At 58.5% G+C, this 24,344-nt stretch carries 17 protein-coding genes; 7 read left to right on the plus strand and 10 right to left on the minus strand.

Annotated features, from left to right (window positions below; genetic code table 11):
• Nucleotides 1-87: 87 nt before the first annotated feature.
• The 3 genes from LC059_RS11470 to LC059_RS11480 are packed head-to-tail and all read right to left on the minus strand — an operon-like array spanning nt 88 to nt 6,240.
• The gene (locus tag LC059_RS11470) at nt 88-2,271 is read right to left on the minus strand and encodes an ABC transporter ATP-binding protein (protein WP_226703989.1); all 2,184 of its coding nucleotides are present in this window, start codon (nt 2,269-2,271) and stop codon (nt 88-90) included.
• Complete coding sequence (locus LC059_RS11475) at nt 2,261-5,035, minus strand: ATP-binding cassette domain-containing protein (RefSeq protein ID WP_226703990.1); 2,775 nt, start codon at nt 5,033-5,035, stop codon at nt 2,261-2,263. Before LC059_RS11475 ends, LC059_RS11470 begins: the two co-directional genes overlap by 11 nt.
• Complete coding sequence (locus tag LC059_RS11480) at nt 5,032-6,240, minus strand: HlyD family secretion protein (RefSeq protein WP_226703991.1); 1,209 nt, start codon at nt 6,238-6,240, stop codon at nt 5,032-5,034. Before LC059_RS11480 ends, LC059_RS11475 begins: the two co-directional genes overlap by 4 nt.
• 341 nt (nt 6,241-6,581) lie before the next feature.
• Here LC059_RS11480 and LC059_RS11485 point away from each other — a divergent pair, with 341 nt between their 5' ends.
• Nucleotides 6,582-7,025, plus strand: a complete 444-nt coding sequence (locus tag LC059_RS11485) for a hypothetical protein (protein WP_226703992.1) — start codon at nt 6,582-6,584, stop codon at nt 7,023-7,025.
• Nucleotides 7,026-7,035: 10 nt separating this feature from the next.
• Here LC059_RS11485 and LC059_RS11490 read toward each other — a convergent pair whose 3' ends face one another.
• The 4 genes from LC059_RS11490 to LC059_RS11505 all read right to left on the minus strand — a co-directional run bounded on the left by LC059_RS11490 (nt 7,036) and on the right by LC059_RS11505 (nt 14,497).
• Nucleotides 7,036-9,639 (minus strand): serine/threonine-protein kinase, encoded by a 2,604-nt coding sequence (locus tag LC059_RS11490; protein WP_226703993.1) that lies wholly within the window; start codon nt 9,637-9,639, stop codon nt 7,036-7,038.
• 87 nt (nt 9,640-9,726) lie between these two features.
• On the minus strand, nt 9,727-12,384 hold the full coding sequence (locus tag LC059_RS11495; protein WP_226703994.1) for a serine/threonine-protein kinase: 2,658 nt from the start codon (nt 12,382-12,384) through the stop codon (nt 9,727-9,729).
• Between the two features lie 144 nt (nt 12,385-12,528).
• Nucleotides 12,529-13,527: an FHA domain-containing protein gene (locus tag LC059_RS11500; RefSeq protein ID WP_226703995.1), complete on the minus strand. Its 999-nt coding sequence runs from the start codon at nt 13,525-13,527 to the stop codon at nt 12,529-12,531.
• Between the two features lie 436 nt (nt 13,528-13,963).
• Complete coding sequence (locus LC059_RS11505; RefSeq protein ID WP_226704122.1) at nt 13,964-14,497, minus strand: MarR family winged helix-turn-helix transcriptional regulator; 534 nt, start codon at nt 14,495-14,497, stop codon at nt 13,964-13,966.
• 488 nt (nt 14,498-14,985) lie between these two features.
• Between LC059_RS11505 and ectA the strand changes: the two genes are divergently transcribed.
• From ectA to LC059_RS11535, 6 genes are all read left to right on the plus strand, one after another.
• A complete protein-coding gene (ectA, locus tag LC059_RS11510) occupies nt 14,986-15,609 on the plus strand; it encodes a diaminobutyrate acetyltransferase (RefSeq protein ID WP_226703996.1) in 624 nt (207 codons plus the stop codon).
• 90 nt (nt 15,610-15,699) lie between these two features.
• On the plus strand, nt 15,700-17,028 hold the full coding sequence (ectB, locus tag LC059_RS11515; protein WP_226703997.1) for a diaminobutyrate--2-oxoglutarate transaminase: 1,329 nt from the start codon (nt 15,700-15,702) through the stop codon (nt 17,026-17,028).
• Between the two features lie 99 nt (nt 17,029-17,127).
• The gene (locus LC059_RS11520; RefSeq protein ID WP_226703998.1) at nt 17,128-17,532 is read left to right on the plus strand and encodes an ectoine synthase; all 405 of its coding nucleotides are present in this window, start codon (nt 17,128-17,130) and stop codon (nt 17,530-17,532) included.
• A gap of 100 nt (nt 17,533-17,632) precedes the next feature.
• The gene (locus LC059_RS11525; protein ID WP_226703999.1) at nt 17,633-19,078 is read left to right on the plus strand and encodes an aspartate kinase; all 1,446 of its coding nucleotides are present in this window, start codon (nt 17,633-17,635) and stop codon (nt 19,076-19,078) included.
• A complete protein-coding gene (locus LC059_RS11530) occupies nt 19,066-20,091 on the plus strand; it encodes a tetratricopeptide repeat protein (protein ID WP_226704000.1) in 1,026 nt (341 codons plus the stop codon). The genes LC059_RS11525 and LC059_RS11530 overlap by 13 nt, the downstream gene beginning before the upstream one ends.
• Nucleotides 20,092-20,198: 107 nt before the next feature.
• Complete coding sequence (locus LC059_RS11535; RefSeq protein WP_226704001.1) at nt 20,199-21,617, plus strand: sodium/proline symporter; 1,419 nt, start codon at nt 20,199-20,201, stop codon at nt 21,615-21,617.
• A gap of 375 nt (nt 21,618-21,992) precedes the next feature.
• Here the strand turns inward: LC059_RS11535 and LC059_RS11540 are convergent, their stop codons facing one another.
• The 3 genes from LC059_RS11540 to LC059_RS11550 form a co-directional block, all read right to left on the minus strand.
• A complete protein-coding gene (locus LC059_RS11540; RefSeq protein WP_226704002.1) occupies nt 21,993-22,571 on the minus strand; it encodes a YceI family protein in 579 nt (192 codons plus the stop codon).
• A gap of 61 nt (nt 22,572-22,632) precedes the next feature.
• Nucleotides 22,633-23,193 carry a cytochrome b gene (locus LC059_RS11545; protein ID WP_226704003.1) on the minus strand — a complete coding sequence of 187 codons (561 nt, stop codon included), beginning with the start codon at nt 23,191-23,193 and terminating at the stop codon, nt 22,633-22,635.
• Between the two features lie 197 nt (nt 23,194-23,390).
• Entirely contained in the window at nt 23,391-24,104 is a 714-nt protein-coding gene (locus LC059_RS11550) for a hypothetical protein (protein ID WP_226704004.1), read from the minus strand.
• Nucleotides 24,105-24,344: the final 240 nt, after the last annotated feature.

A 24,344-nucleotide genomic window follows, 5' to 3' on the forward strand; every position in this document is an offset into this window, starting at 1 on the left:
CGAATCTGGTACAGCTGTTTTAATTTTTTATTGTTGTTTTTATTCGCCGCAGACTTTTGACTGCAGCTTGCAAATTGCGTGCGCGTGTTACGGATGCGCGATCACCAGCAGGGTGCTGGCGTGTTTCTGCACACAGGCCACGGCGCGGCGCAGGGAGGCCGGGTCGAGGGCGGCGAAGCTTTCGTCCAGCACCACCAGTTCCGCGTTCTGCAACAGCGCGCGGGCGATAAACAGCCGGCTCTTTTCGCCGTGGGACAGCTGCCAGCCCATTTCCCCCACGGTCTGCAGCATGCCGGCGGGCATTTTCTGCAGCAGCGGAGTGAGGCCGAGTTCGTCGCAGATGGCGTAGGCGCGGCGCAGGCCGTCCTGGGTGGGTGGCCAGTAGTCGCCCATCAGCAGGTTGAACAGAAAGGATTCGGCGATGACGTGGTTTTCATGGAACTGCGGCGCCGAGGCGACGAGCCTGCGCCACTGGTGCTCGCCGAGGCTGGCGCGGTCGTAGCCATTCAACAACAGCAGGCCGTCGTCCTGTGTGTGGATGCCGGTCACCAGCGCGGCGAGGGTGGATTTGCCGGAGCCGGAGCTGCCCTGCAGCAGCAGGCGGTCGCCGCGGCGGATGGTGAGGCTACATCCTTGCAGCGCGGGTTTGTCGGTGCCGGGGTAGTGGAAGCGCAGGTCCCGCAGGTAGCACAGGGGCTGCGCGGGCGCTGCGCTTGCGCTGGCGCCAGCGGCAGTGGCGGCCGTAGCAGCGGTGGGCGCGGGTGCGCCGGGTGCGGGTTCCAGCGCGAAGAGTTCGCGGACGTTTTCCCACGCCACCAGCGCGTTCAGTGCGCTGGTAAACCCGTGCAGGGCTTTCAGCAGTGCGCGGTAACCCAGCAGCACGCCGCCGATGGCCACTGCCAGCTGGGTGCTGGGTGTGTTGCCGCTGATAAACACCGGGATACAGCCGGCAATCCCCAATATCAGCCAGGTACGCGGCAGCAGGGCCAGCAGTTGCGCCATACCGCTGTCCATGGCGGCAGAGCCCTGCTGGTAGTTGTCCAGGTCGCGGTCCTCGCCCCGGTGCCAGTCTGCCGGCGGCTGCTGCGCGAGGCGGGTGCGGTGGCCCACCATCTTTTCGATCAGGCTGTGGGTCAGGGCCAGGCGCTGGCCGGTCCAAGTGCGGCGGCGGCGTATCTGCCGCTGCACAAGCAGACCGATAACCAGCACAAACAGGGGCAGGGTGAGCAGGTGCAGGGGGCCGCCGCTGCCGAGCAGCAGCACCGGCACCGCCATCGCCAGTTCGATGGCGCCGAGCAACAGCAGGAAGCCGCCCTGCAGGGCGTCGGCCTCGATATGTTCGGCATCGAACACGCGGCTCAGGATCTGGCCGCTGCCCAGGCGGCGCACTCTGTCTGGCGCCATGCGCAGGGCGCTGGCGAGCAGGCGTTTTTTCATCAGGGTACCGGTGTCGATGGCGATGGCGCCCTGCAGGCGGCTGGTCAGCAGCGCCAACGGTATCTGACTGGCGAGCAACAGTACCCAAGCCGCGAGCCAGCCGGCGTCGATATGACCGCTGAGCAGGGCGCGGCCGATCACCCACCAGCTGGCGAGGAACAGGCCCACCTGGGCGATGTGGCAGGCGAGGAGTGCGGCGAACTTGCCGTACAGGCCGTGATGGCGCAGCTGTTGGCGGAACGGGCGCCGGGCTGGCAGGCGCAGCAGCCAGCAGCCCTCGATGCTGCGCGCGGCGAGGTTTTCCCGAAGCAGCGCGCGGGTGGCTCGGGCGCGGCGCCGGTCACTGACCTCGACACCGTTTAGCAGTTGCGCGATGCGCGCGCGCTCCGGCGCCTCGATGGCCTCCACCAGCTGCGCGGCTACCAGTGCGCGGGGTACGGCCAGCGCACCCTGCGCCGGGGTGAGAATGGTCAGCTGGCGGCGGTGGCCGGCGGCGATGGCGAGAAAATGTTCCTCGCCGGCAAATTCAAGCCGCAATATGGCCGGTGCCGACTTTTGCAGCAGCTGGTCCACTTCGCGGTAACTGCAGCTCACCGTTTCGGCCTGCAGGTCCAGCGCCTGCGCTTCCTGTTGCAGCCAGCTGCCGATGTCGTCGCCCTGAGCGGGGGGCGCCTGGGTGCCGCGGTGCTCTGCGCTATCGGTAGTGTTGAGACCTGCGTGCCGGGCGAGTTCGGCCAGGGCCTGATCGAGCTGGTGGCGCGGCCAGCAGCATGCCTGCAGCTGGGCGCGCTCGGCCTGGCTGAAACCGGGAATGTCGATGCGCTCACTGCGCATTGGCGGCCTCCCGTGGTGTAGTCGCGTCGGAAACCGGCGCGGCCTCCTGCAGGTGCCCGCGCTCCATCCGCAAATGGCGCCATGCGCTGTTGTCCCAGCACTCCTGCCACACCGCCTGTTCCGCGGCCAGTAACGCGCTGTAGCGGGAGTCTTTGCGCGCGGCCAGTTCGGCGGGGGCGCCGTCTTCGGCAATGCGGCCGTCGGCAATCACCAGCACACGGGAGAACTGCTGGGTTTCCGCCACGTCGTGGGTGATGCACAGCAGGGTGGCGTCGCCCCAGATACGCCGGACCCGCCCCAGCAAACGCTGGCGCTGGTGGCGATCCAGCCCGCGGAAGGGCTCATCGAGGATTGCACAGGCGGGGTCCGCCTGGCCCAAGGCGCGGCCCAGGCGCACGCGCTGGCCCTCGCCGCCGCTCACCAGTGCGCCACCCTCGCCGAGGTGGGTCTGCAGCCCATCCGGCAGCGCGGCCACCAGTTGTAGCAGGTCGGCCTGGTCGAGCACCGGGTACAGCGGCGCGTCGGCATCGCTGCCGCTGCGGCCGTAACGCAGGTTCTCCAGCAGGCTGCGGTTCCACAGGTGCACGGCGGGGTCGACCCATACACTGCGCTGGCGCAGGCGCGCGAGTAGTTCGCCGTGCAGGGGGGCGCCGTCTACCATCAGCTGGCCGCCGGACGGGCGCAGCCAGCCGAGCAGCAGCCCGGCGAGGCTGGATTTGCCGGCACCGGACTCGCCGACGATGGCGATGTGTTCGCCGGGGCGAATCTCCAGGTCGATATCCTGAAGGATGGTGCGGCCACCGGCGATGGCGCTGACCTGTTGGAATTGGATGGTGGGCGCGGTGGTCAGGTCGGGTAGCGGGGCGTTTTGCTCGCTCGCTTGCGGTGCGCTTTCGTCACCGGCTTCCAGCGGTTCAAGCGCCCGCAGCAGAGTGTTGCGCAGGCGCGGATACTCGCGCAGCAGGCTGGCGATTTCCTCCCCCAGCGGCGGCAGCGCCAGCACCCAGTAAATCACCAGCAGCAGCGCCGGGGTGGCACCGGCGGTATTGATACAGTGGGCCACTAGCAGCGCCGCCAGCAGGGTGTTGAGCAGGGCCTGGATGGCCTGGCTGCCGAGCTGGTAGCGCAGAAACGTGTAACCGGCGCGGGTCCACTCCACCAGTAAGTGTTCGTGCTCGCGGCGAATGGCATCGCCGGCACCGTGGGTGCGAATCGGGATGACCCCAAGCAGCGCATCCATATAAAACCGCGCCAGCGCGCCGGCGTGGGTCTGAACCCGCATATTGTGATCGCCGAGCACCGGCTGGAACAGCAGCGGGATGACCACCTGCACGGCGGCCATCAGCAGTACCAGGGTGGCGGCGCCGGGGGCCAGCCAGATGATGCCGGCACAGGTGGCGAGCAGGGCGGTGGCCTTGAACACCATACTGCTGGCCAGCACCGGAATTTCCCGCAGGGCGGATACCTTGTGGCCGCGCTCGCCGGTATCCGAGGTGGGGCGGCTGTGAAAAAAATGGCCCGGAATATCCGGCAGGTGCCGCAGCAGCTGTGCGCGGAAGCGGACCTCGAGCCGGCGGCCTATGTCCATTTGCAACCTGGCGGCGGGGTACTGCAGCAGCAGCAGGGTGGCCATAAACCCCAGTACCAGGGCGATGGTGGCCAGCCGCTGGCTGCCGGGGGCGAGCGCGCTGTGGATATCGATCAATCCGCGGAATAGCAGTGCTTCGCCCATGATGCCAATCACCGAAGCGATCAGCGCCAATGCCAGGATCGCCGTTGTGGCCAGGCTGTCGTCGCGCAAATACCCCCACAGGCGGCGCAGGGGTTGTGGAGGGGGCGCGTCCAGCACCCGCGCAAAGGCCCGCGCGCGGGGCTGGCCAGGGTCCTCCTCACGCAGGCCCCTGGCCTGCAGGACCACGGCCCCGCGAAACGCTACCTGTTCCGGTGCGGTGTCGAAGGCGTCCGCAGCCTCTTCGGCCTCTTTATTGGGCGGCGTGTGCGGGCGCACGCACCAGTACTCTTCCGGCACCAACCGCGGTGCCTGGGAATTATCTTCGGCAAACTGCTGCCACAGGCGTTGCAGCAGGGATGTGGCCTCACGCCCGCGGCGAATGGCCCCGGAATCGACCAGCGACGCCAGCATGCGCACCGCCCCATCAAAAAACGCCAGCGCCAGCCAGTCGCCGGGTTGCAGCGCCTGTTCGACCAGATCGGTTGCCACCGCATCGGGCACTTGCAGGGCCAGGGTGCGTTCGCGCAGCGGCCGGGTGAAATCCTCGCCGCCGGCCCAGGCGCGCCAGTCTGCCGGCGCCACGCGCATGGTGTGGATGTAGAGTTCCTTCAGGAAGGTGCGCACGCTCGGCCAGCGGCGGCCGCTGGCGGGGTCCATCACCTGCACCACGCGGGCCCGGTTGCGCCAGGTCAGGTTGCGCCAGGCCACTACAAAGTGGGTGTTGCCGTTGGGCAGGCGGGTGACCGCAATGGCGGGCAGGTAACCGGGGTGCGCCAGCGGCAGGTGGTCAACCGGTACCACCATCTGCACCACGTCGAGTCCCAGCTCGCGGGCGATCTGTTCCAGGGTATTGATGGAGGTGCCGTCGACATCGGTCTGGCAGGCGTCGCGCAGATGGCCGTAGTGGGTGCTTACCCCAAAGCCTTCCAGCAGGCATTTGAGTGCGGCGGGGCCGCAGTCCATGTTGGAGGTCTGCACAACCTCCGGCGCGAGCCGGCGCGGCGTTCCCCGGCTGAGAGCTTCCCCGCTCACGAGCCGCTTGCTCCGCGGCTGGCGGTCATTTGGCCGGGCTCGCTGGCAGCGGGTGTTTTATTCAGCCAGTTGCCAGCCTTCTGCAGCAAAAGCGACATTGGCGAAGTGCGGCCGGTAGTCACTTCCACCTGTGCCGGTAAATCGTGCCGCAAGGGTAAGCCGTTGGGTGGCTCACCGGTAATCACCAGCTGTACCTGGATACTACCGTTTTGCACCGCCTCCGCCACGCGCTCCACCCGCCCCTGCAACTGACCGTAGCGCGCCCAGGGAAAACCCTCGAGCCGGATGTGCGCGGTTTGCCTGGGGGCAATATGGCCGATGGCATCCGCGGGCGAGAACTGTGCGCGCACGCGGAGTTCACTGGGCGCCTGAATGGAACCGATCACCGTGCCTGCTGCCAGTGGCTGGCCCGTGCGCAATGCGGAAAGCGACGCCAGCCGACCGTCCATCGGTGCGCGCAGCAGCAGTTTGTCCACGGTGAGCTGGTGCTGTTGCTGGCGAGTAGAAGAAGCGGAGAGTTGCTGGCGCACACTGTCTTCCGTTTGTGCCAGCGCGGTCAGTGCGCGCTGGTGTTCGGTGTCGAGTTGCTGTAACTGGAATTGCGCGGTGCGGATATCGGCCTCTGCCCGCTTCACCGCCATGGTGATGTTCTGCAATGCGCGCTTGGCCTCGAGGTAATCGAGCTCGGCCCCCTGCTGTTTTTGCAGCAGGGTGGCGTAGCGGTCGGTGACATCGATCTGGATGGCGCGGTTGCTTTGCTGCAGGGCAAGTAGCTCTTTTAGCGAGGCGAGCTCACTTTGCTGTGCCTGGCTTGCCTGTTGGAACTGGTCTTGCAGCAACTGGCGCTCTTGCCGGATGGCGTCCAGCCGCGCTTGCAGTGCCGCCGTCTGTGCACTTTCCCCGGCGAGCTCAATATCCGCTGCTGCGGCATCGAGCCGAACCAGCGGTGCGCCAGCGGTTACCTGGTCCCCGAGTTGCGCAAACACCTCCACCACCGTACCGCTGTAGCGGACACTGATGTCCGTACTGTGCGCCGATAACTGCAACGTTGCACTGCGGCTGATTTTGTAGAGGTCGATACGGGCAAATAGCGCCCAGACCAGCCAGCCCAGCAAGAGTGCCAGCCCGCCAAGGCTCAATAACGCAGTGGTGCGGCTGTTATCGGTGTGGAGGGCGCGTGTGGTGCGTGAAAACGGTGTAGACAAAGTAAATCCCTTACACCGCAACTATGGGTTTCAGCGGCAATATCCCGAGTGAAATGTGATTGCCAGAACCGCGCAACTGTGGCGGAAAAATATATCTAGGGGGGGAGTCTGGAGCAAGTTGCTACCGAGGTATCTGGATGAATTTGGCGCCAATGAATGTGCCGCCATTTTCTCAAGCACAGCTTAAGTTTCCGTGAAAGTTAAAATTTATGAAAATGTGATGGAATTCCGCAAAGGGATTGCTTTACTCTATTCGGCGTTTTTTACGTGTTGACGAGAAGCAATGACCTCGGGCGGTTTGCTGAGGGGAACTTATTTAAATTTATATCAGGGAGCAGAACATGGCATACCAAATTCCATCCAATAAAGAAGAAATTCTGGAATTTACCCTTTATCCGGGAGAGGCAGGCACCGTCTGGGAGCTGGAGACGGTGGAGAATGACCAGATCGAGCTTGATTACGAAGGCGTTGCTACCGGTGGTCCGGCCAAGTCGGGCACAGCTGTTTTGCAGATTACCATTGCGGATGAGCCTCGTTACCGCGGTTATGTATTCGCACCCGGTGATCGTGGCGTGGATCTCGATGGTATTGAGATTTGTAAGAACCCAAGTGAGATCAACAAGCCGGTTTGGAAAACTGAGATTTCCGATGCCGGGAAAATGCTAACCATAAAGATAAAGGCCAAGCAGAAAGATCAATACGATTTCGGTTTTTTGTGGGTTGTGGATAACAATGGTGAAGAAATTCGTTCAGGTGACCCCATGGTAATTGTAGATCCAGCATAAGAGTTGCTATTTATGTGGCGGATTTCTCGCAGATCGCTGATTTTACTTCTGGGGAAGCAGCCGGGTGAGCGCAGATTTTTTTAAATATCGGAAGCGAAAAAAAGTCTGCACTCATCTCAGATTTTAGTAGTTCACTTATGATGTATAGAGCTGAGTTTATTTCGTCTGCTAGTAGGTAGGCTTGGGCGGAGTAGTATTTGACGTAAATGTCGGTAGGGAAGTCGGTATTTAGTTTGTGAGCGAGAGCAATTGATCTCGCCTTTTCCCCTAGATATGCGCTTGACGCTACCTGGTAGATTCTTGAAAGTCTGTCATTTTTTGTGTTGCTAATTTCCTTTATTTTTTGAAAATAAACGGCAGCCTTTTCAGTGTCGTTCAGCGTTAAATAAATTTCCGCAATATTTCCTAAGATAGTTAAATTGTTTGGATTTAATGACGCAGCTTTTGTGTATGGGTCGAGGGCCTCTTCAGGTTTTCCTTGTAATAGCTTGGCTGTCCCCAAGTTGGAATATGAGCGAAAATTTTGGACATGATCAGGAATTGAACTTATGATATCTTCAGCTTTCCTGTAATCTCCTTTTTGAATTAGTATTCCTCCTAGAGTGGCTTTGGCTGTCCAATATTTGGGACGCTTGGATAATATTTCTATTAGCTTTTCTTCTGATTTGGGAAGGTTTCCTTTTCTGAAGTGATTGAGTGCAATCAAGTAAAGGTTATCTGTAGATGGGTTTAACTTATTCGCAGTTTCAGCTTGGGTTAGGCTATCGTCATATTTTCCCTTTGAATAAAGAAATCTTGAATATTTGTTGAGGAATTCAGCTGAGGGATGGTTGGATTCTTTTAGCGAGAGTAATTTTTTTTCAAATTCGGTTGTGTCTTGATTGTAGCTATTAAGCCAAAGTTCAAGTTCTAGAATCGTTGACTCGCTGATGTTGTTTGCTTGCGCCTTTTTCAGTGTGAGTAGTCCGTTTGAAATATGTTCGTATTTCTCGGTTGAAATATAGCGATACCCTGAAGTGTATGCATGTGCTCGATAAAGGTTTTCATTTTTAGGGTAAGATTTAATTAGGGACTCTAGAACCTGAAGGTCGTCTTGGTTTATTTCTCGGCTCTCAAGTCTTTCAGCAATTTGCAAGTAGGTTTCGTAATCATTTGGATTCATTGTTGGTGTGGCAAATGTATTTTTTAGGTACCTCGGGTCAAACATTTTTCGTGTTGCGAGTGATATTTGGTAGCTTGATTCTTGTTTCTGGCTTGTGATAAATGTGAAGTTTTGGCCTTGTATTGTATGCGCAGTTGAGGGCTCTATTCTTTGCAACTCTATTTCGCAACTCACATTAGAGCACTGCAGCTTTGCAGATATCGCGTCAGTGACTCCTTTGTCAAAAAGGGCTTGTAATTGGGAGTCAAAGCTTTGTCCATTTTCTGCGGCAAAACTCACCAGCGCACTCGCCTTCAACTGCGAAACCGAATTCATCAACGCCTGCCGTACCATAGTCCGCGTCAATGCCTTGGCATTTTCCTCCCCGCGAATCTCCCCGTTAATCTCCACCGGCATCACCGCAATATATTGCGGCTCCAGTCGGGTAAATTCCTTCCAGCCCCAGTAGCTTCCCATGCCCAGCACAAAGGCAGCGGCCACACCGGCCAGCACCCGCTGCCAGCGGCGGCGGCTTTTGACTTTGTGGTGGGTGAACAGGTCGGTCATGGTCGCGGTGAAGTCTTCGCTTTCACTGTCCAATCCCTGTTTGTGCAGTAGCTCGAAACCCTGATACACGATCTGCGCGCTTTGTGGCCGCTGGGCCGGGTCTTTGGCGAGTAGCTTGTCCAACAGTATCGCCAGCGGCTCCGGAATTTCTGCCCACGCCTGTTGCGGCGGGATATGTGGCTCGCTGGTGATGCGGTTGGCCATGGCCAGCGCGCCGCCTTCGTGCTTTTCAAACGGGCGACTGCCGCACAGCAGTTCAAACGCGATGGTGCCAAGGCTGAAGAGGTCGCTGCGGGCATCCAGGGGGTTGCCGAGGATCTGCTCCGGCGACATGGCGGTGATGGTGCCGGCGAGCTGGTTGGCCTCGGTGAGGGTTTTCTCATCCAGCTGCTGGGATTTGGCGATGCCGAAGTCGGTGATCTTGGCGATCGGTTCGCCCTTGGCGTTTTCCGTAATCAGAATATTGTCGGATTTCAGGTCCCTGTGAATGATACCGAGGTTATGGGCTTCGTTCAGGCCCTGGCAGATCTGCATCAGCAGGCTGAGCTTCTGCTGCAGGCTGGGCGTGCGTTCGCGCATCCAGGCGCGCAGGGTGGTGCCCTCGATATATTCCATCACCAGAGCGATATTTCCCTGGTCTTCCAGCACATCGTGCAGGGCAACAATATTGGGGTGATTGAGCTGTGCGAGCAGGCGGGCTTCCTGCTGGATCCGGTCGCGGGCGTTCTGGCTGGCGCCGTCTTCCTTGAGTTGTTTGATCGCGACCTGGCGGTGCAGTTTGAGGTCTTCGGCCAGGTAGACCACGCCCATGCCACCGGCACCGAGTGTGCCTTGAATGCGGTAGCGGTCATTGGCCACTGGGTTGGATTTGGCCTGTTGGCCAACCTCGGGATCGGCAATATCCATCTGCGTATGGTCTTTTGTTAGAGCCTAAAAGGTTGCCCTGGCCGATACCCCTGGCCCGGGCGCGCGGAGAGACTAGAGGAATCGCCGTTAGAGATTCGTACTGGTCTCGCCGCCGCGGGCAATCTGGGAATTGCCCTCGTTGTTCTTGTTGTTCGCGCCACTGCAAAGCCCCGGGTACTGCTGTCGGAGATCGTTGAAGGCGGGAATATTGCAGATTTTGACAAACCGCGCGGTGCAATACCAGATGGGCGAGATTCCCTGCTCCAGGGTTTTGCGGATATGCGCCTTGGCGGAGAGCAGGTCGCCGGTGGTGATATACACCTGCGCGCGGGCGTAATTGGTGTAGAGGTCGTCTGGGGCGTCGCGGCGGATCTTGAGCAGGTTTTCCACCGCCTTCTCGCCTTCGCCCAGCTCGGCATAGGCGCGGGCCTGCATCAGCAGGCCTTCCCAGTCGTGCCGGTCCTGGGTCAGTTCCAGTGCCTGTCGGGCGAAATCCCGGGCGCGCTGCGCCTGCTGCTGCTCGCGGGCAATTTCAGCGCGGTACAGCAGCGGGTCGGCGTCTTTCGGGGCCAGCTCGGAGACCCGCTGGAAACAGCTTTGCGACTGCTCGTACTGCTTCTCGATGTAGTAGGCCAGGCAGAGGTTGTAAGTGTCCATAGGGCCGATACGGTCGAGACCAGCTTCAGTGAGCAGGCGGATGGTCTCTTTGGCGTGGCCGCTATCGAGCATATTGCCGGCGAGCAGAGAGATGGCGTCGATGGATTCGCTGTTGAGCGCGATGGCGGCCTTGAGAACCTCGTTGGCGGCGGGCATGTCACCACTGAGGGTGAGGATCAGGGCTTTCTGGTCGAGGTAAATATAGCTCGTTCGAAGCGCGAGGGCGCGGTCAATGCTCTCCAGGGCAAGGTGGTAGTCCCCCCGCTGCTGGTGGTGCAATGCACTCAACTGGTGGTAGCTGGCCTTGTCCGGCAGGACCAGCTTCAACTTCGCCAGCAGTGCTTCAGGGCGACCGGGATTGTCGCGGAGCATGGACAGGCGCAGCTCACTGATCAACAGCTCTGGAGTGTTATCGAGCCTGGCTGGGGCTTTTTCCAGTAGGCGGGCAAGGCGCTGATGCGCTTCTGCGGCGCGGGTGTTGAACTCCTGGTCGATCGCCATCTCTGCATACAGCTCGTAAAGCGGCGCAAAGCTGGGAGCGCGCTCTTGCAAGCGGTCAAGTTGATCGAGGAGTTCGCCCAAGTGCAGGTAGTCGTGGCGGCGCTCGTAGATTTGCAGGTAGGTGAGGTAGTCCTTGGCGCTAATCTGGCTGGAGAGATTAGTCTCTTTCGCGGGGTAGTCGGATAGCAGGCTGTCGAGCTGGTGCAGGGTGCGGGCGCGGCTCTCCAGGCCTTCCTCCAGGGAGAGGCGGGTACTCTGGCTGCCGATCACTGCGAGGGTGTCGCTGTCCAGCAGTTCCAGCGACAGTTCGCAGCTGCGGCCCTGGCAGTCTACTTCCGGGATCAACAGCAGGTCCGCATTGAGGGAGTTCGCCTGATTGGCCAGCGGCTGGCCGGTGAGCTTGCGGGACTCGAAATAGGAAATCAGGTGCAGCCCACGTCGGCCGGAGAGGCCTTGCTTGAGCGCATTCTGCACGTTGCCGATCAGCAGGCGTTGGTTTTGGGAGACACTTTCCTGGCTGTGTATGGCTGGCTCCAGTACCGCGATATAACGGCCTTTCTGGGATTCTGCTGGCGACGAATAAAGGGAAATGCCGAGTGCCACTGCAATGCCGATGGTGCAGGCCGCTAGCGCGCCGATGGATATGCGGGCGGCGCGGACAAACTTGCGGCGAGGATTGTAGGAGCGGTGAAAATAGCTTTCCGCAGTCACCGTGGCAGTGAGACTGTGGGTGCGGGTAAAGCTGGTGCCGCTGCCTCGGATCTGTTGCAGCAGGGACTCCAGTTCCGCGGCCACTTCGGCGGCGTTCAGTGGGCGCTGCTCCGGTTGCTTTGCCAGCAGTCTGTCCAGCAGGTCGCACACTGCGTGGGGCAACTCCGGAGCGAGTTTTGCGGCCGGTGGGTGCGGGCTTTTCACGATGCGATCGACGATCACATAGGGGCTGTTGTTATCCCCGAAAGGATTCTGCCCGCACAGCAGGCGGTAGGCGACCACGCCGAGGGCGAACAGGTCACTGCGGTTGTCCAGCGGTTTGCCCTGGGCCTGCTCCGGTGACATGGCGCCCCAGCTTCCCGCCACATGCTGCTCACGGGTAAGGCTGCTGTCTTCGTGCCAGTTTTTGGCGATGCCGAAGTCAGTGATTTTGATGGTGCCGTTGCTGTCCACCAGGATGTTTTCTGCTTTCAGGTCCCGGTGAATGATGCCCGCCCCGTGCGCGCGGGCCAGACCCGCGCAGATCTGCTTGAGCAATTGCAGTTTCTGCGGCAGGTCGAGGTTGCGCTCCCGCTGCCAGCGGTCGAGGCTGCTACCGTCTACATATTCCATCACCAGCGCAATACCGCTTTCGTCCTCCACCACATCGTAGAGCTGCACGATATTGCTGTGATTGAGTTGCGCGAGAAGGAGTGCCTCGCGGCGAATGCGTTCGCTGGCGTTACTGCTGTTGGGGTTGCGCAGCAGTTTTTTGATCGCCACCTTGCGGTTCAGGCGCTCGTCGGTGGCGAGATACACCACGCCCATGCCGCCGGAGCCGAGCTTGGCTGTGGCGTGATAGCGGCCGATGTAAAAAGGTAGCTGCTCTGATTGCATGGTATTGACTGCGGTAATAAATCTACGGGTAAACCGCCGTCCGTGGATTGTGAAGCCCGCTGCGGGCGGGCGTCCTGTTACTTCGCGGGTTCCGTGCGAATGTGTGTTCGCTTAGTTTTTTTGTACCCTGTTCTTTCGCCTGCGTCAGGCGGGCTCCGGGTTTAATTCGAGCTCGCCGGTGCTGGCTTCCAGAACCTCTTTCTGTGAGCCTTTGAAAATATCCAGCATGTAACCGCCGAGGCGCATTTCGTAAGCCCGGCGCTCTACCAGGCGCGATGTATCGATGGCGTCTGGCAGGCTGTCAGCAATCTGCTTGCGAGCGCGGAAAATCTGGGTATTGAGGTGGTTGACGGTGATGCCCAGTTCGCGGATCGCGAGGTCGATGGCCACCCAGCCCTGATCTGGGCCGTCCACCTTGCGCTGGATGTCGCGGATGCGCGCGCGCGCGAGATACAGCAGCAGGTAATTGTGTGTGCGTGCGGCCAGGTCCAGGCGCATATCGTCTTTGGCCAACTGCAACTGAATATGTTCTTCGTGGTGGCTGACGGTAAAGCGCAGGCGGAAGTCGGAAACGCACAGGCTCTTGAACGACAGCTCTGTCGTGGTGCTCTGGCTAGCGGCGAGGAATAACTGCCAGCTGTTGTGGGCGCAGTCGATGCGGCTGCCGTGATTGACGACTTTGGCGCTCTCGCCGTGTTCGGGGCTTTCCAGAAGTTCGTATATCCACACACCGTTGACCGGGTTGAAGTGCAGGCTGGCAATGGGGTCGTGTTCGTCGGGCAGCAAGTGGTAAGACTCGAGCACCTGGCTTTCGCCGGTGTGGATATCAATCAGCAGGTTTTCCGGTGCGTCGAGGTTTTCCACCTTCCATACCGGATTGGTGGCGCGGCCGAATGCGAGCTTGTCGCCGAGCTGGAGCTGCTGGTTTTTGGCTGGAATCAGTTGCTGGCCATTGACCCAGGTGCCGTTGCGGCTGAGATCGCGAATGATCCAGTGGCTTCCGGTCCATTGAATAGCGGCGTGAATACCGGAAATCTCCGGCAGGGTGATGCGAGTATCAGCAACCCCTTGGCGGCGGCCAATGGTGTGGTGCGCCATCAGGTAGACGGGTTGATCCCGGTCTGGATGCTGCAGGCTGGCCATGAATAGTCCCTTCCCCAATCAATAAAGCTGCACCCTGATAAACAGGCGTGCAGAAATTATCAAAACAGGGCGGCCGGTGTGGTTCTCGCCATGCACGGCCTTGTGCATGGCAAATGTGCCGGGCGTCCTCTTGTCAGAGAGACGGGCAGCACGGCCAAATTCTTTTCGCCGGGCGCAGTTGCGACCTTGAGTGGTACACGATTCACCAGTCGTTCCGGCGTGATCCACTTCTCATTTTCGGGGGCCGCAGCAGAGCATTTCGCCGCTGTCTTGAGTCAGTGTTCGCTAACCTAACGGGCGGGCGTCCACTTTAGTGTTGTTGCCCCATTTATACCGAACTGCGGGCTGAATGCAATGATTGGATGCGAATTGTTAGCAGTCAGGGCAAACATTGCGCTGTCGCCTCAATCAACGCGCAAGATCTGCATTTTGCGTATCACTTGTCGCCGTGGCTTTCTGGATCTTTCTTATCGTCCTGCGTGGGAAGGTTGCGGCTGTCTTTGCGATCGAGGTCGCCCACATCGAGAACCGGGGAGGCGTCGATATGTTCTGCGTCCATCATCAGCGCCACCCGCTGCAGGGAGGAAATGATCATGGATTGCTCCCACTCGCGCAGGTCGCGGAACTGTTTGACGAAGTGCTCCTGTAACGGGGTTGGGGCGTCGCGGATGATGTCGGCACCCTCATCAGTCAGGTAGGCGTGCACTTTGCGTTTGTCTTCGGAAGAGCGTTCACGGTAGACCAGGCCGCGCTTTTCCAGGCGGTCCAGAATAGTAGTTACCGTGGCCTGGCTGAGGCTGATCTCTTTGGCGAGCGCGCCAATGGTGACCTGGCCCTGCTCGCGGATGGCCTGCAGCAGCAGTAACTGGGGTGCAGTGAGGCCGGCAGTCTTGACCAGCTGCTTGGAGTGCAGGTCGGTGGCGCGAATCAGTCGGCGCAGGGTAATCAATACTTCTTCAATCTTGTCCATCAGCAGCAGGCTCTCGAGTTCTTTTCGGCTAATTTGCCCGCGGCCGATTTTCGGCTCTGCACCGTTTTTGTCAATTCCCGGGTTGGTTTGGGTCGACTTCAGGTCGGATTTTGAATCGTTAGTCGGTTTCTTGGTGGGGTTTGGCGCCACCTTTTTACGCACTTCCTCATGCGGTGTTTCGCGCCCTTCAGTGGTGCGCGAGCCCTTTAATTGCGCGGGCTCCGCCCGATTCTGGGGCTCTGCGCTGGCGCCGTAATTGGTCGTGTTCTGATCAAATTGCATGAGGCTTGGCCTTGCGTCCTCGATAATCTTTAGAGTACGATAGATTTAAATATTTAGAGCAGTAAATAACTTTTTGCGGAAAAGGTCAAATTTCAAGCGGAATCCAGTTCAAACGACAGGGTTCCGTTTTTGTTGCGAAAGCATTTCGGAATTTTGATACTGCTCTAACAATTTGATGACTAAAGAATGAATCGAAAGGTATTGGTTTGAGCGCGACAAGCGAATTGAAAGAAGACGACTCAATTGACGACAAGGTGAAGCTGGCGCAGCAAGCGGAAGCTCGTAATGCCGGCCCTGCCGGTGACAAGAGTGTTCAGGTCCTGCTGCGCCGCCCGGTCAGTGAAGACGGTGCGGCCGTGCACCAGCTGATCGGGAACTGCCCGCCCCTGGATACCAACTCCCTTTATTGCAACCTGCTGCAGGCCAGCCACTTCTCCGCTACTAGTGTGGCTGCAGAACTCGATGGCGAGCTGGTGGGTTTCATCTCCGGTTACATCATTCCCGACCGCCCCGAGACCCTGTTTATCTGGCAGGTGGCCGTGGCGGAAAACGGTCGCGGAATGGGACTTGCCGGTCGCATGTTGCGGGAAATTCTCGCCCGACCCGCCTGCACCCAGGTAAGCCACCTCGAAACCACCATCACGCCGGACAACGACGCCTCCTGGGCTCTGTTCCGCAGCCTGGCGCGCAAGCTGGATGCCGGGCTGGCCGAATCGGTGATGTTTGACCGGGAGCGCCACTTCAAGGGCCAGCACGACAGCGAAATGCTGCTGCGTATCGGGCCTTTTGAGCCTCCCGTGGGGCAGGCGTCAGCGAGTGCCGCCGGCTGAGCGTGAACAACGCTCTACAAACCGAATTCTGTTTTTCCTTTTTATTTTTTTAAACCAAGTTAAACCAACGACTCAAAAAGGGTTGTCACTATGAAAGTTTTTGACGAAATCGAATCTGAAGTAATGAGCTACGCCCGCGCCTTCCCGCGGGTTTTCAATAAGGCACAGGGCGAATACCTGTACGACGAAGAGGGTAACCAGTACCTGGATTTCCTCGCGGGTGCAGGCACCCTGAACTACGGCCACAACAATCCGATTTTCAAGAAGGCTCTGCTTGAGTACATCGAGCAGGACGGTATCACCCACGGTCTGGACCTGCATACCAAGGCCAAGCGTGAGTTCCTGGAATCCTTCTACGAGAACATCCTGAAGCCGCGTGACATGACTTACGTTATGCAGTTCACCGGCCCTACCGGCACTAACGCGGTAGAAGCGGCGCTGAAGATCGCACGTAAGTACAAAGGTCGCGAGAACGTGATTTCTTTCACCAACGGTTTCCACGGCTGTAGCCTCGGCGCACTGTCCGCTACCGGTAACTCTCACCACCGCGGCGCTTCCGGCGTAAGCATGAGCGGTGTTGCGCGTATGCCATACGACGGTTACCTGGGCGACGAAATGGACACCACCCAGTATCTCGACAAGGTGCTGAGCGACTCTTCCAGTGGTGTCGATCATCCGGCAGCCGTGCTGGTGGAAACTGTGCAGGGCGAGGGTGGCATCAATGCGGCCAGCGTTGAGTGGCTGCGCAACCTGCAGGATGTGTGTAAGAAGCACGACGTACTGCTGATTGTCGACGACATCCAGGCGGGCTGTGGCCGTACCGGTAGCTACTTCAGCTTTGAGGAAGCGGGTATCGATCCGGATATCGTCACTCTGTCCAAGTCCCTGAGTGGCTACGGCCTGCCGTTTGCGGTGGTACTGATGAAGCCGGAACTGGACCAGTGGAAGCCGGGTGAGCACAACGGTACTTTCCGCGGTAATAACCTCGCATTCGTTACCGCCAAAGCGGCCATTGACCACTTCTGGAGCGACGACAAGTTTGCCAAGGAAGTGCAGCGCAAGGGCGACTACATCGAGCAGCGTCTGCAGAAAATCGTCGACAAGTATGGTGATGGCAACATGACTACCCGCGGTCGCGGCATGTTCCGCGGTCTGAACTGTGTTAGCGGTGAGCTGGCTGACAAGATCACCACCGAAGCCTTCCGCAATGGCCTGGTGATCGAAACCAGTGGTGCTGACGACCACGTTGTGAAAACCCTGTGCCCGCTGACCATCAGCGACGAGAACCTGACCAAGGCGCTGGATATTGTTGAAGCCGCCGTGGCCAAGGTCCTGAAAGGTGAAGATGTGCCGGAAGAGCACGATTTTTTCGCCGATGATGCGGAGCAGCAAGGCTCTCCCCTCGCTGGTGCAGCCTGATCTGACATTTTCACATTGTTTTGCGGCCTACCTTCCAGCCGGAAGCAGGCCGCATTTTTCAAGACCTGAATTGAAGACCGAATTTAGTAAGAGCAAGTAATGATCGTAAGAAAACTGCAAGAAGCCGAAAAAACCAACCGTCGTATTGTTTCCGAGGGCTGGGAAAGCACCCGCCTGCTGCTGAAAAACGACAACATGGGCTTCTCTTTCCATATCACCACTATCTACGAAGGTGCGGACCTGCACCTGCACTACCAGAATCACCTGGAATCCGTGTACTGCATCTCTGGTGAAGGTTCTGTAATGGCGGAAGAAGATGGTGTGGTCCACGAGATCACCCCGGGTACCATCTATATTCTGGACAAGAACGACAAGCACGTACTTAAGGCTAAGTCTGAAATGAAAATGGCCTGTGTATTCAACCCTCCTCTGCACGGTAAAGAAGTGCACAACGCGGAAGGCGCCTACGAGCTGGAAGCGGAAGAGGTCAAGGACGAAAAATAAGCCGGTTTTGAACAACATAGCAGCGGAGTTCTGGGGCACCACCCGCAAATATTTTGGCGCCCCTTCCGAGCCTACTAAATTCGGTAAACCAAAGGATCCCATGAATACACATACGGTTGAAAAAATTGGCGGTACGTCCATGAGTGACTACCGCGCAGTACGTGACAACATCATTCTGAAAAACGGTAAAGCGAAAACGGAAGGGTTGTACCAGCGTGTTTTCGTGGTGTCTGCCTATGGCGGTATTACCGATATGCTGCTGGAGCACAAAAAGTCCGGTCGCCCCGGTGTCTTTGCCCTGTTCGCTGGTGCCGACGATGAACGCGAGTGGTCCGACGCAGTCGCAGGCCTGCGCGCACGCATGGAAGAAATCAACGCGACCCTGTTTGACGATGAAGTGACCCTGGCCAAAGCCAACGGCTTCATCGGCGAGCGCCTTGATGACGCCGCCAATTGTCTTGGCGATCTTGAGCGTGTCTGTCAGCACGGTCACTTCGCTTTGGAAGGACATCTCGACGTAGTCAGCGAAATGCTCGCGAGCCTGGGTGAAGCGCACAGCGCCTGGAATACCGTGCAGCTGTTGAAGCAGGAAGGCATCAATGCGCGCTTTATCGATCTGACCGGTTGGCGCGATGGCGAACACAAAACCCTGGATGAGCGCATCGAGCGTGCGTTCTCCGACGTGGACTTCAGCAAGGAACTGCCGATTGCGACTGGTTATGCGCACACGGCTGACGGCCTGATGAAAACCTTCGCGCGCGGATACAGTGAAATGACCTTCAGTCGTATCGCGGTAAAAACCGGTGCCAGCGAAGCCATCATTCACAAGGAGTACCACCTGAGTAGTGCCGACCCGCGTCTTGTCGGTGAAGCGCAGGCGGTGCCCATCGGTCGCACCAACTACGACGTGGCGGACCAGCTGGCCAACCTGGGTATGGAAGCGATTCACCCCCGTGCGGCCAAGGGCCTGCGTCAGCAGGAAATCCCGCTAAGGGTAATGAACACTTTTGAGCCCGAGCACAGTGGTACCCTGGTTACCGGTGACTATGTAAGCGACACACCGCAAGTGGAGATCATCGCGGGGCGTAAAAACATCTATGCTGTTGAATGTTTCGATCAGGACATGATGGGCAGCATGACTAGTTACGACCGGGCGATCAACGAGATCATTGCGCGCTTCAAAGGCAGCGTGGTGACCAAGGATACCAACGCCAACACTATTACCAATTACCTGGGTAACAACCTGAAAACCGTCAAGCGGATCAAGAAAGCCATTGGCGAGCTGTTCCCGGATTGCGATATTCAGGTGCGCAAGGTGGCGGTGGTTTCCGCCATCGGCAGCGATATGAAAATCTCCGGCATGCTGTCACGCGCGGTGAGTGCACTGGCTAACTCTGGTATCAGCATTCTTGCTGTGCACCAGTCCATGCGTCAGGTAGATATGCAGTTCGTGATCGATGAAAGCGATTACGAAAGTGCGGTCAAAAGTCTGCACGCCGCACTGGTTGAAGTGCACGAGCATGGCGACGCCATATGCGCAGCCTAACACTATCGGGCTACCCCTTACTGCCGTCAGCATTGCTGGCGGCAGTGTTGGTTGTGGTATCTGCTTTTTTCCTGTTGACCCCAGCATTCGCACAGGACAAGCAGGCCGAGCCCAATCCACCGGTTATTAGCGAAGCAGAAAAAGCCGAGAACCAGAAAAAACTGCAAGAGCTCGACAAGGTTGCAGAGGCCGCTGGCGAGCTGGAAAAGCCACTGTACTCGCCGTTTATCGAGCGTTACGTGCTCGATGAGCTGAAGCAGTTGCGAGTGGACATGGCCGCACAGAAGGTTTCCCTGACCGAAAATATCGTGGACCGCCAGCTGAGCGCCGCGGACAAGGCGATTACCTACGCCACCGACACCATCACCTATTTCTTTTATCTCATCGCCGGCTTCAGTTCCCTGCTGGTGATTATGGGGTGGACCTCCATCCGCGATGTGAAGGAAAAGGTGCATACCCTGGCGAACCAGGAAATCTCCAGCCTGGTTGAACAATACGAGGCGCGTCTGCGCAGTATTGAAGAACAGTTGTCAGAGAAGACCCAGCATATCGAGGATAACCGCGACGAGATCGAGCTAACCCAGGAGGTGCATTCCCTGTGGCTGCGCGCCGGTAGGGAGCAGACGCCGACGGGCAAGATCGCGGTCTACGACCAGATTCTGCAGTTGCGCAAGGAAGATGGGGAAGCCCTCACCTACAAAGCCGACGCTGTGCTGGAACTGGACGAACCACAGTGGGCCATCAATCTGTGCCTGCAGGCGCTGGAAATCGACCGCCAGAATGGCAATGCGTACTACCAGCTGGCGTGCGCCTACGCGTACCTGGAGGAGTGGGAAGAGGCCATCAGTTATCTGCAGAAGGCACTGGAGATTTCGCCGGCATACCGCGACGAGGCGCTCGAGGACTCTGCGTTTAATGGTCTCTACGAGTCAGAAGAATTTGTCGCGTTGATGGGCATCCAGCCGGACCATCACAGTGGCAAAGAGTCAGATGAAGAGGGATGGGCGCGCTGATCGCGCCCTTTCACAGGCGCAGAAAAATGCCTCTTTTCAAAAACGCATTAGCGGCGGCTAGCTGCTAAACAGGCATCCAATAATAAAATGACTTCAGGGGAATGCACGTGCTGATCAGCTTTCTATTTTTTCTCTCGCTATTTGCCGCGGTGGGCATCAGTTCTTACCGCAAAAGTCGCGGAACCAAGAAAGACTATTATCTCGCGAGCCAGGATGTATCGCCGATGCTGGTGGGGCTTTCTGCTGTGGCCACCAACAATAGCGGCTACATGTTTATCGGGGTGATCGGCTACACCTACGCCACGGGCCTCGCTTCTATCTGGCTGATGTTGGGTTGGATTTTGGGTGATTTCCTTGGCTCCCTGTGGATGCACAAGAACCTGCGTGAAGCCGCCAAACGCAGTGGCGAATCCAGTTACGCGGGCGTGATGGCCTGCTGGCAGGGTACGCGTTTTGCCACCTGGCAGAAACTCGCCGGGGTTCTTTCCCTGCTCTTTCTGCTCGCTTATGCCAGCGCGCAGCTGGTGGCTGGTAGCAAGGCCCTGTATGTGGTCTTGGACCTGCCAATCTGGAGTGGCGCGGTGATCGGCGGGGTGATTGTGGCGGCCTACTGTCTCGCCGGCGGGATCCGCGCATCCATCTGGACCGATGCGGCGCAGTCTCTTGTGATGGTGGTGGCTATGGGCATGCTGTTGTTCGTGGCGACACAGTCTGTGGGGGGCTTTGGTGCTGCCTGGCAGCAGATGGGGCAGGTTGAAGGTTTCCTCAACTGGTACCCTCAGGATCTGTTATTGCCGGGCCTTGCCGGCGGTGTACTGTTTGCATTGAGCTGGTTATTCGCGGGTGTATCCGTCGTTGGCCAGCCCCATGTGATGGTGCGTTTTATGGCGCTGGACGATGCCGGGCGCATGGTGCAAGCGCGCTGCTGGTACTACCTGTGGTTCACCATTTTCTACTTTATGGCGACCGGTGTGGGCATGCTGTCACGCATCCTGCTAAATGATCCGGGTACTTTTGATGCGGAACTGGCGCTGCCAATGATGGCGATGGAACTGCTCTCTCCGGTCTTTGTGGGGCTGATTCTCGCGGGTATCTTTGCCGCGACCATGTCCACCGCGGATTCCCTAGTGCTGAGCTGCTCTGCCGCTCTGACCCACGATATTCTGCCCCAGCGCACGGAGAACACCCGCTTGCTGAAAATCGCTACCCTGGGCATTACGACGGCGGCGATGGTTTGGGCGCTGGTGAACCAGCAGAGTGTATTCAGTCTGGTGGTGATGAGCTGGTCCGCCCTGGCCTCGGCCTTCGCACCGCTGTTGATGGTACTCGCTGCCGGCTGCAAACCTTCGCAGAGGCTGGCTGTGGTGATGAGTGTGCTGGGGCTGGCGACTGCGCTGATCTGGCGCTGGTTGGGGTGGCACGCGCATATTTATGAGGGCATGCCTGGGATTTTGATGGGGCTGGTGGTGTTTGCTATTGGTCACTTCCTTGCCCGGGAGCCCGCGGCTCGTACCGTGAATGCCTGATGGTTCGGGTTCATTTTATTAGAGGTCTGTGGCGTCGAATCCCCGCCGCTCCGCCTTCACGTAGAGATATGTACTTCGTTAGCTTTCGCAGGACTGTAAACTGCTTTTGTATATATCGCTAACGGAGCGCTGGTGTGTGAATCTAAGGTGAAGTGCCGGGTAGGCCTTTTCGGAAGCGTCGGAAACAGGGACGTTTCCGACGCAGCCTACAGGGATGTATGCATGGCGGTTCCGAAAAGGCCTACCCGGGGCTTCACCGCCGCCAATACTGCATCAACGCTCGTACCCCCTTCCCGGAACCCCAACCCCCAAAAACAAGAAACCCGGCACTAAGGCCGGGTTTCTCGTCCATCCTGTGAGACGGAAAGCGAACGCTTACTGTCGGATACCTTCTACGTCCAGAATCATTTCCACGGTCTGTGAGGCGGGACCCAGGTCGTAGTCGATACCGAAATCTTTCAATTTGAACTCGGTTTTGCCGGTGAAGCCCTGACGGTAGCCACCCCAGGGATCCTTACCGCCGCCAATCTCTTCCACGTCGATAGTGATTGGCTTGGTTACGCCGTGCAGGGTCAGGTCGCCTTTCAGAGTCGCTTTACCATCACCATTGGGCGTGAAGCTGGTGCTCTTGAAGGTGGCGGTCGGGAACTTGGCTACGTTCAGGAAGTCTTCACCGCGCAGGTGCTTGTCGCGCTCTGCGTGGTTGCTGTTCAGGCTGGTGGTGTCCACGGTGACCTGTACCGAAGACGCTTCCGGTTTGGCCTCATCGTATACAAAGTTACCGTCGAACTTGTCGAATCGACCGTAGAGCCAGCTGTAGCCCAGGTGCTTGATGCGGAACTGGACAAAGGCGTGGGCACCTTTGGTGTCGAACTGGTAGTTGGCGGCCTGGACGGAAGCGCCGAAGGAGCTGGCAACCAGTGCGGCAAACAGCAATGATGCGATTTTTTTCATGCGTGATTTCCTGTTGTGGATTGATTGTGTGTGAAGGAATGAGTCTTGAAAGAGCCGTGGGTCACGGCACTTGTTTGGCCCCTAACCCCAGCATTTTGCGCAGGGTGTTATCTTTATTGACGAAGTGGTGCTTGAACGCCGCAAGCCCGTGCAGCAACACCAGTCCCATCAATGTCCATGCCAGCCACTCGTGAATCGCGCCGGCGATGTCTTCCTGGTTTTCCAGCCCCTGCAGGGTAGCGGGCACGCTGAACCAGTTGAACACTTCGATCGCGCGACCGTCGGCTGTGGATATCAGGTAGCCGGTAATGGATATCGCGATGAGCAGCAGGTAGATCACCCCATGCGCGGCGCCTGCAGCCCGCTGCTGCCAGCGCGGTGCCGGCTCCTGGTCTGGGGATACATTCAAAAAGCGCCACAGCAGGCGCGCTACCAGCAAGATCAGCAACAGAATACCCACGGACTTGTGGATATCCGGCCCCTGACGATACCAGGGGTCGTAATAGCCGAGCCCGACCATCCACCAGCCCAGCGCAAACATGCCGATGATGGCGGGCGCCATCAGCCAGTGGAAGAATACGGCCACCCAGCCGTAGTGGGTGTTGCTGTTGCGAGTCTGCACGACGGACTCCATCAAAAATTTCAGGATGGGCGCATTATAAAAATTCTGTGGCGGCTGAATAGCGCAAAAAGCTGAAGCTATTTTTCGAAAAAATCGCACAGGAGCCACTTGCACAGGAACTGGTAGTGGCTTGTTACGACCGGCGATTGGTGGGTTTTCTGACGGGGAACGCTGGGTGGGGGAGGGCAGCTTGCTACTTAGTGGTGCGTGGCATGCTGGCGCTCGGCGGCATTCAGGACCTTGCCAAGCAGGTTTGGATCCAGTTTGGTGCGGTCGCAGAGTTGATCGGTGAGCCACTGCAGGTCGTGGGAAGCCCCGGATTTGTCCCGGCCATCTTCCTTTCGGTTCTCAATGGCCATCTGCTCCAGCTGCCAGATGACATCCAGTAGCAGGTCCGGCTCCAGAGTGGGTTCGTCCTCCGCGGAGAACAGATGGCTTTCCAGGCGTTCCAGATCCCGGCGTTTTACCACCAATTCTGCGTAGTTGGGGTACCAGCGGCCGCTGAACGGCTCGGGACGGCGACTGAAGTCGAAGGTAATCTGCAGGCGGTTACCGGTGTCATCTTGCAGTGTCGGTGTGTCGTTTTCTCCCGCAGGCAGGGCGGGGCGGTGGCGTAATATGTCGACGATGGCGCGCCAATCACTGCTGTGCTCCGGGCACAATCGCAGGGGTTCGGTCAGCTCGGTTTTGGGTTTACCGGGGCGATCAATATAGGTGAGCTGCTGGCCTGGGCGGTACCAGTAGAGGTCGAGGGTGTGGTCTTCGGCGAGGCGCGCGAGATCGTCACTGGTGAGCGGATCTTCGGACAGGGCGCTTAGGTGATCAACGGCCTGCTGCACGCTGAGCCAGCGCCGCATATGAAAAGGCTTGCTCGTGGATTTGTCCGCCCGCTTACCGCCCGCCGTCGCCATTATGCCCTGCTTCCCTGATGTGTCTTTTTGACCTTTAAAGGTTAGCAGTTGGCGGTGATTTTGGTGGGTGAATACGTGCGCGGAAAGGTGTTGTTGATAGTCTGGTGGCGTCAGCGCTAGCGGGTATGTGTTTGTGAGACACGCCGTAAACCCATCCATGGGGGCTCGGCTGCGGCCGTCCTGGCCGCAGACGGTCTCACAAACACATACCCGCTACCGCTGCCTTCGCATCGATAGTAA

Source organism: Microbulbifer elongatus, assembly GCF_020524885.1.
Lineage (GTDB): Bacteria > Pseudomonadota > Gammaproteobacteria > Pseudomonadales > Cellvibrionaceae > Microbulbifer > Microbulbifer elongatus_A.

What these genes read in the sequence shown, in the direction of transcription:
- LC059_RS11470 (WP_226703989.1), bottom strand. Translation starts at nt 2,271, where the DNA reads ATGCGCAGTGAGCGCATCGACATTCCCGGTTTCAGCCAGGCCGAGCGC.
- LC059_RS11485 (WP_226703992.1), top strand. Translation starts at nt 6,582, where the DNA reads ATGGCATACCAAATTCCATCCAATAAAGAAGAAATTCTGGAATTTACC.
- LC059_RS11490 (WP_226703993.1), bottom strand. Translation starts at nt 9,639, where the DNA reads ATGGATATTGCCGATCCCGAGGTTGGCCAACAGGCCAAATCCAACCCA.
- LC059_RS11495 (WP_226703994.1), bottom strand. Translation starts at nt 12,384, where the DNA reads ATGCAATCAGAGCAGCTACCTTTTTACATCGGCCGCTATCACGCCACA.
- LC059_RS11500 (WP_226703995.1), bottom strand. Translation starts at nt 13,527, where the DNA reads ATGGCCAGCCTGCAGCATCCAGACCGGGATCAACCCGTCTACCTGATG.
- LC059_RS11505 (WP_226704122.1), bottom strand. Translation starts at nt 14,497, where the DNA reads ATGGACAAGATTGAAGAAGTATTGATTACCCTGCGCCGACTGATTCGC.
- ectB (WP_226703997.1), top strand. Translation starts at nt 15,700, where the DNA reads ATGAAAGTTTTTGACGAAATCGAATCTGAAGTAATGAGCTACGCCCGC.
- LC059_RS11520 (WP_226703998.1), top strand. Translation starts at nt 17,128, where the DNA reads ATGATCGTAAGAAAACTGCAAGAAGCCGAAAAAACCAACCGTCGTATT.
- LC059_RS11525 (WP_226703999.1), top strand. Translation starts at nt 17,633, where the DNA reads ATGAATACACATACGGTTGAAAAAATTGGCGGTACGTCCATGAGTGAC.
- LC059_RS11530 (WP_226704000.1), top strand. Translation starts at nt 19,066, where the DNA reads ATGCGCAGCCTAACACTATCGGGCTACCCCTTACTGCCGTCAGCATTG.
- LC059_RS11540 (WP_226704002.1), bottom strand. Translation starts at nt 22,571, where the DNA reads ATGAAAAAAATCGCATCATTGCTGTTTGCCGCACTGGTTGCCAGCTCC.
- LC059_RS11550 (WP_226704004.1), bottom strand. Translation starts at nt 24,104, where the DNA reads ATGGCGACGGCGGGCGGTAAGCGGGCGGACAAATCCACGAGCAAGCCT.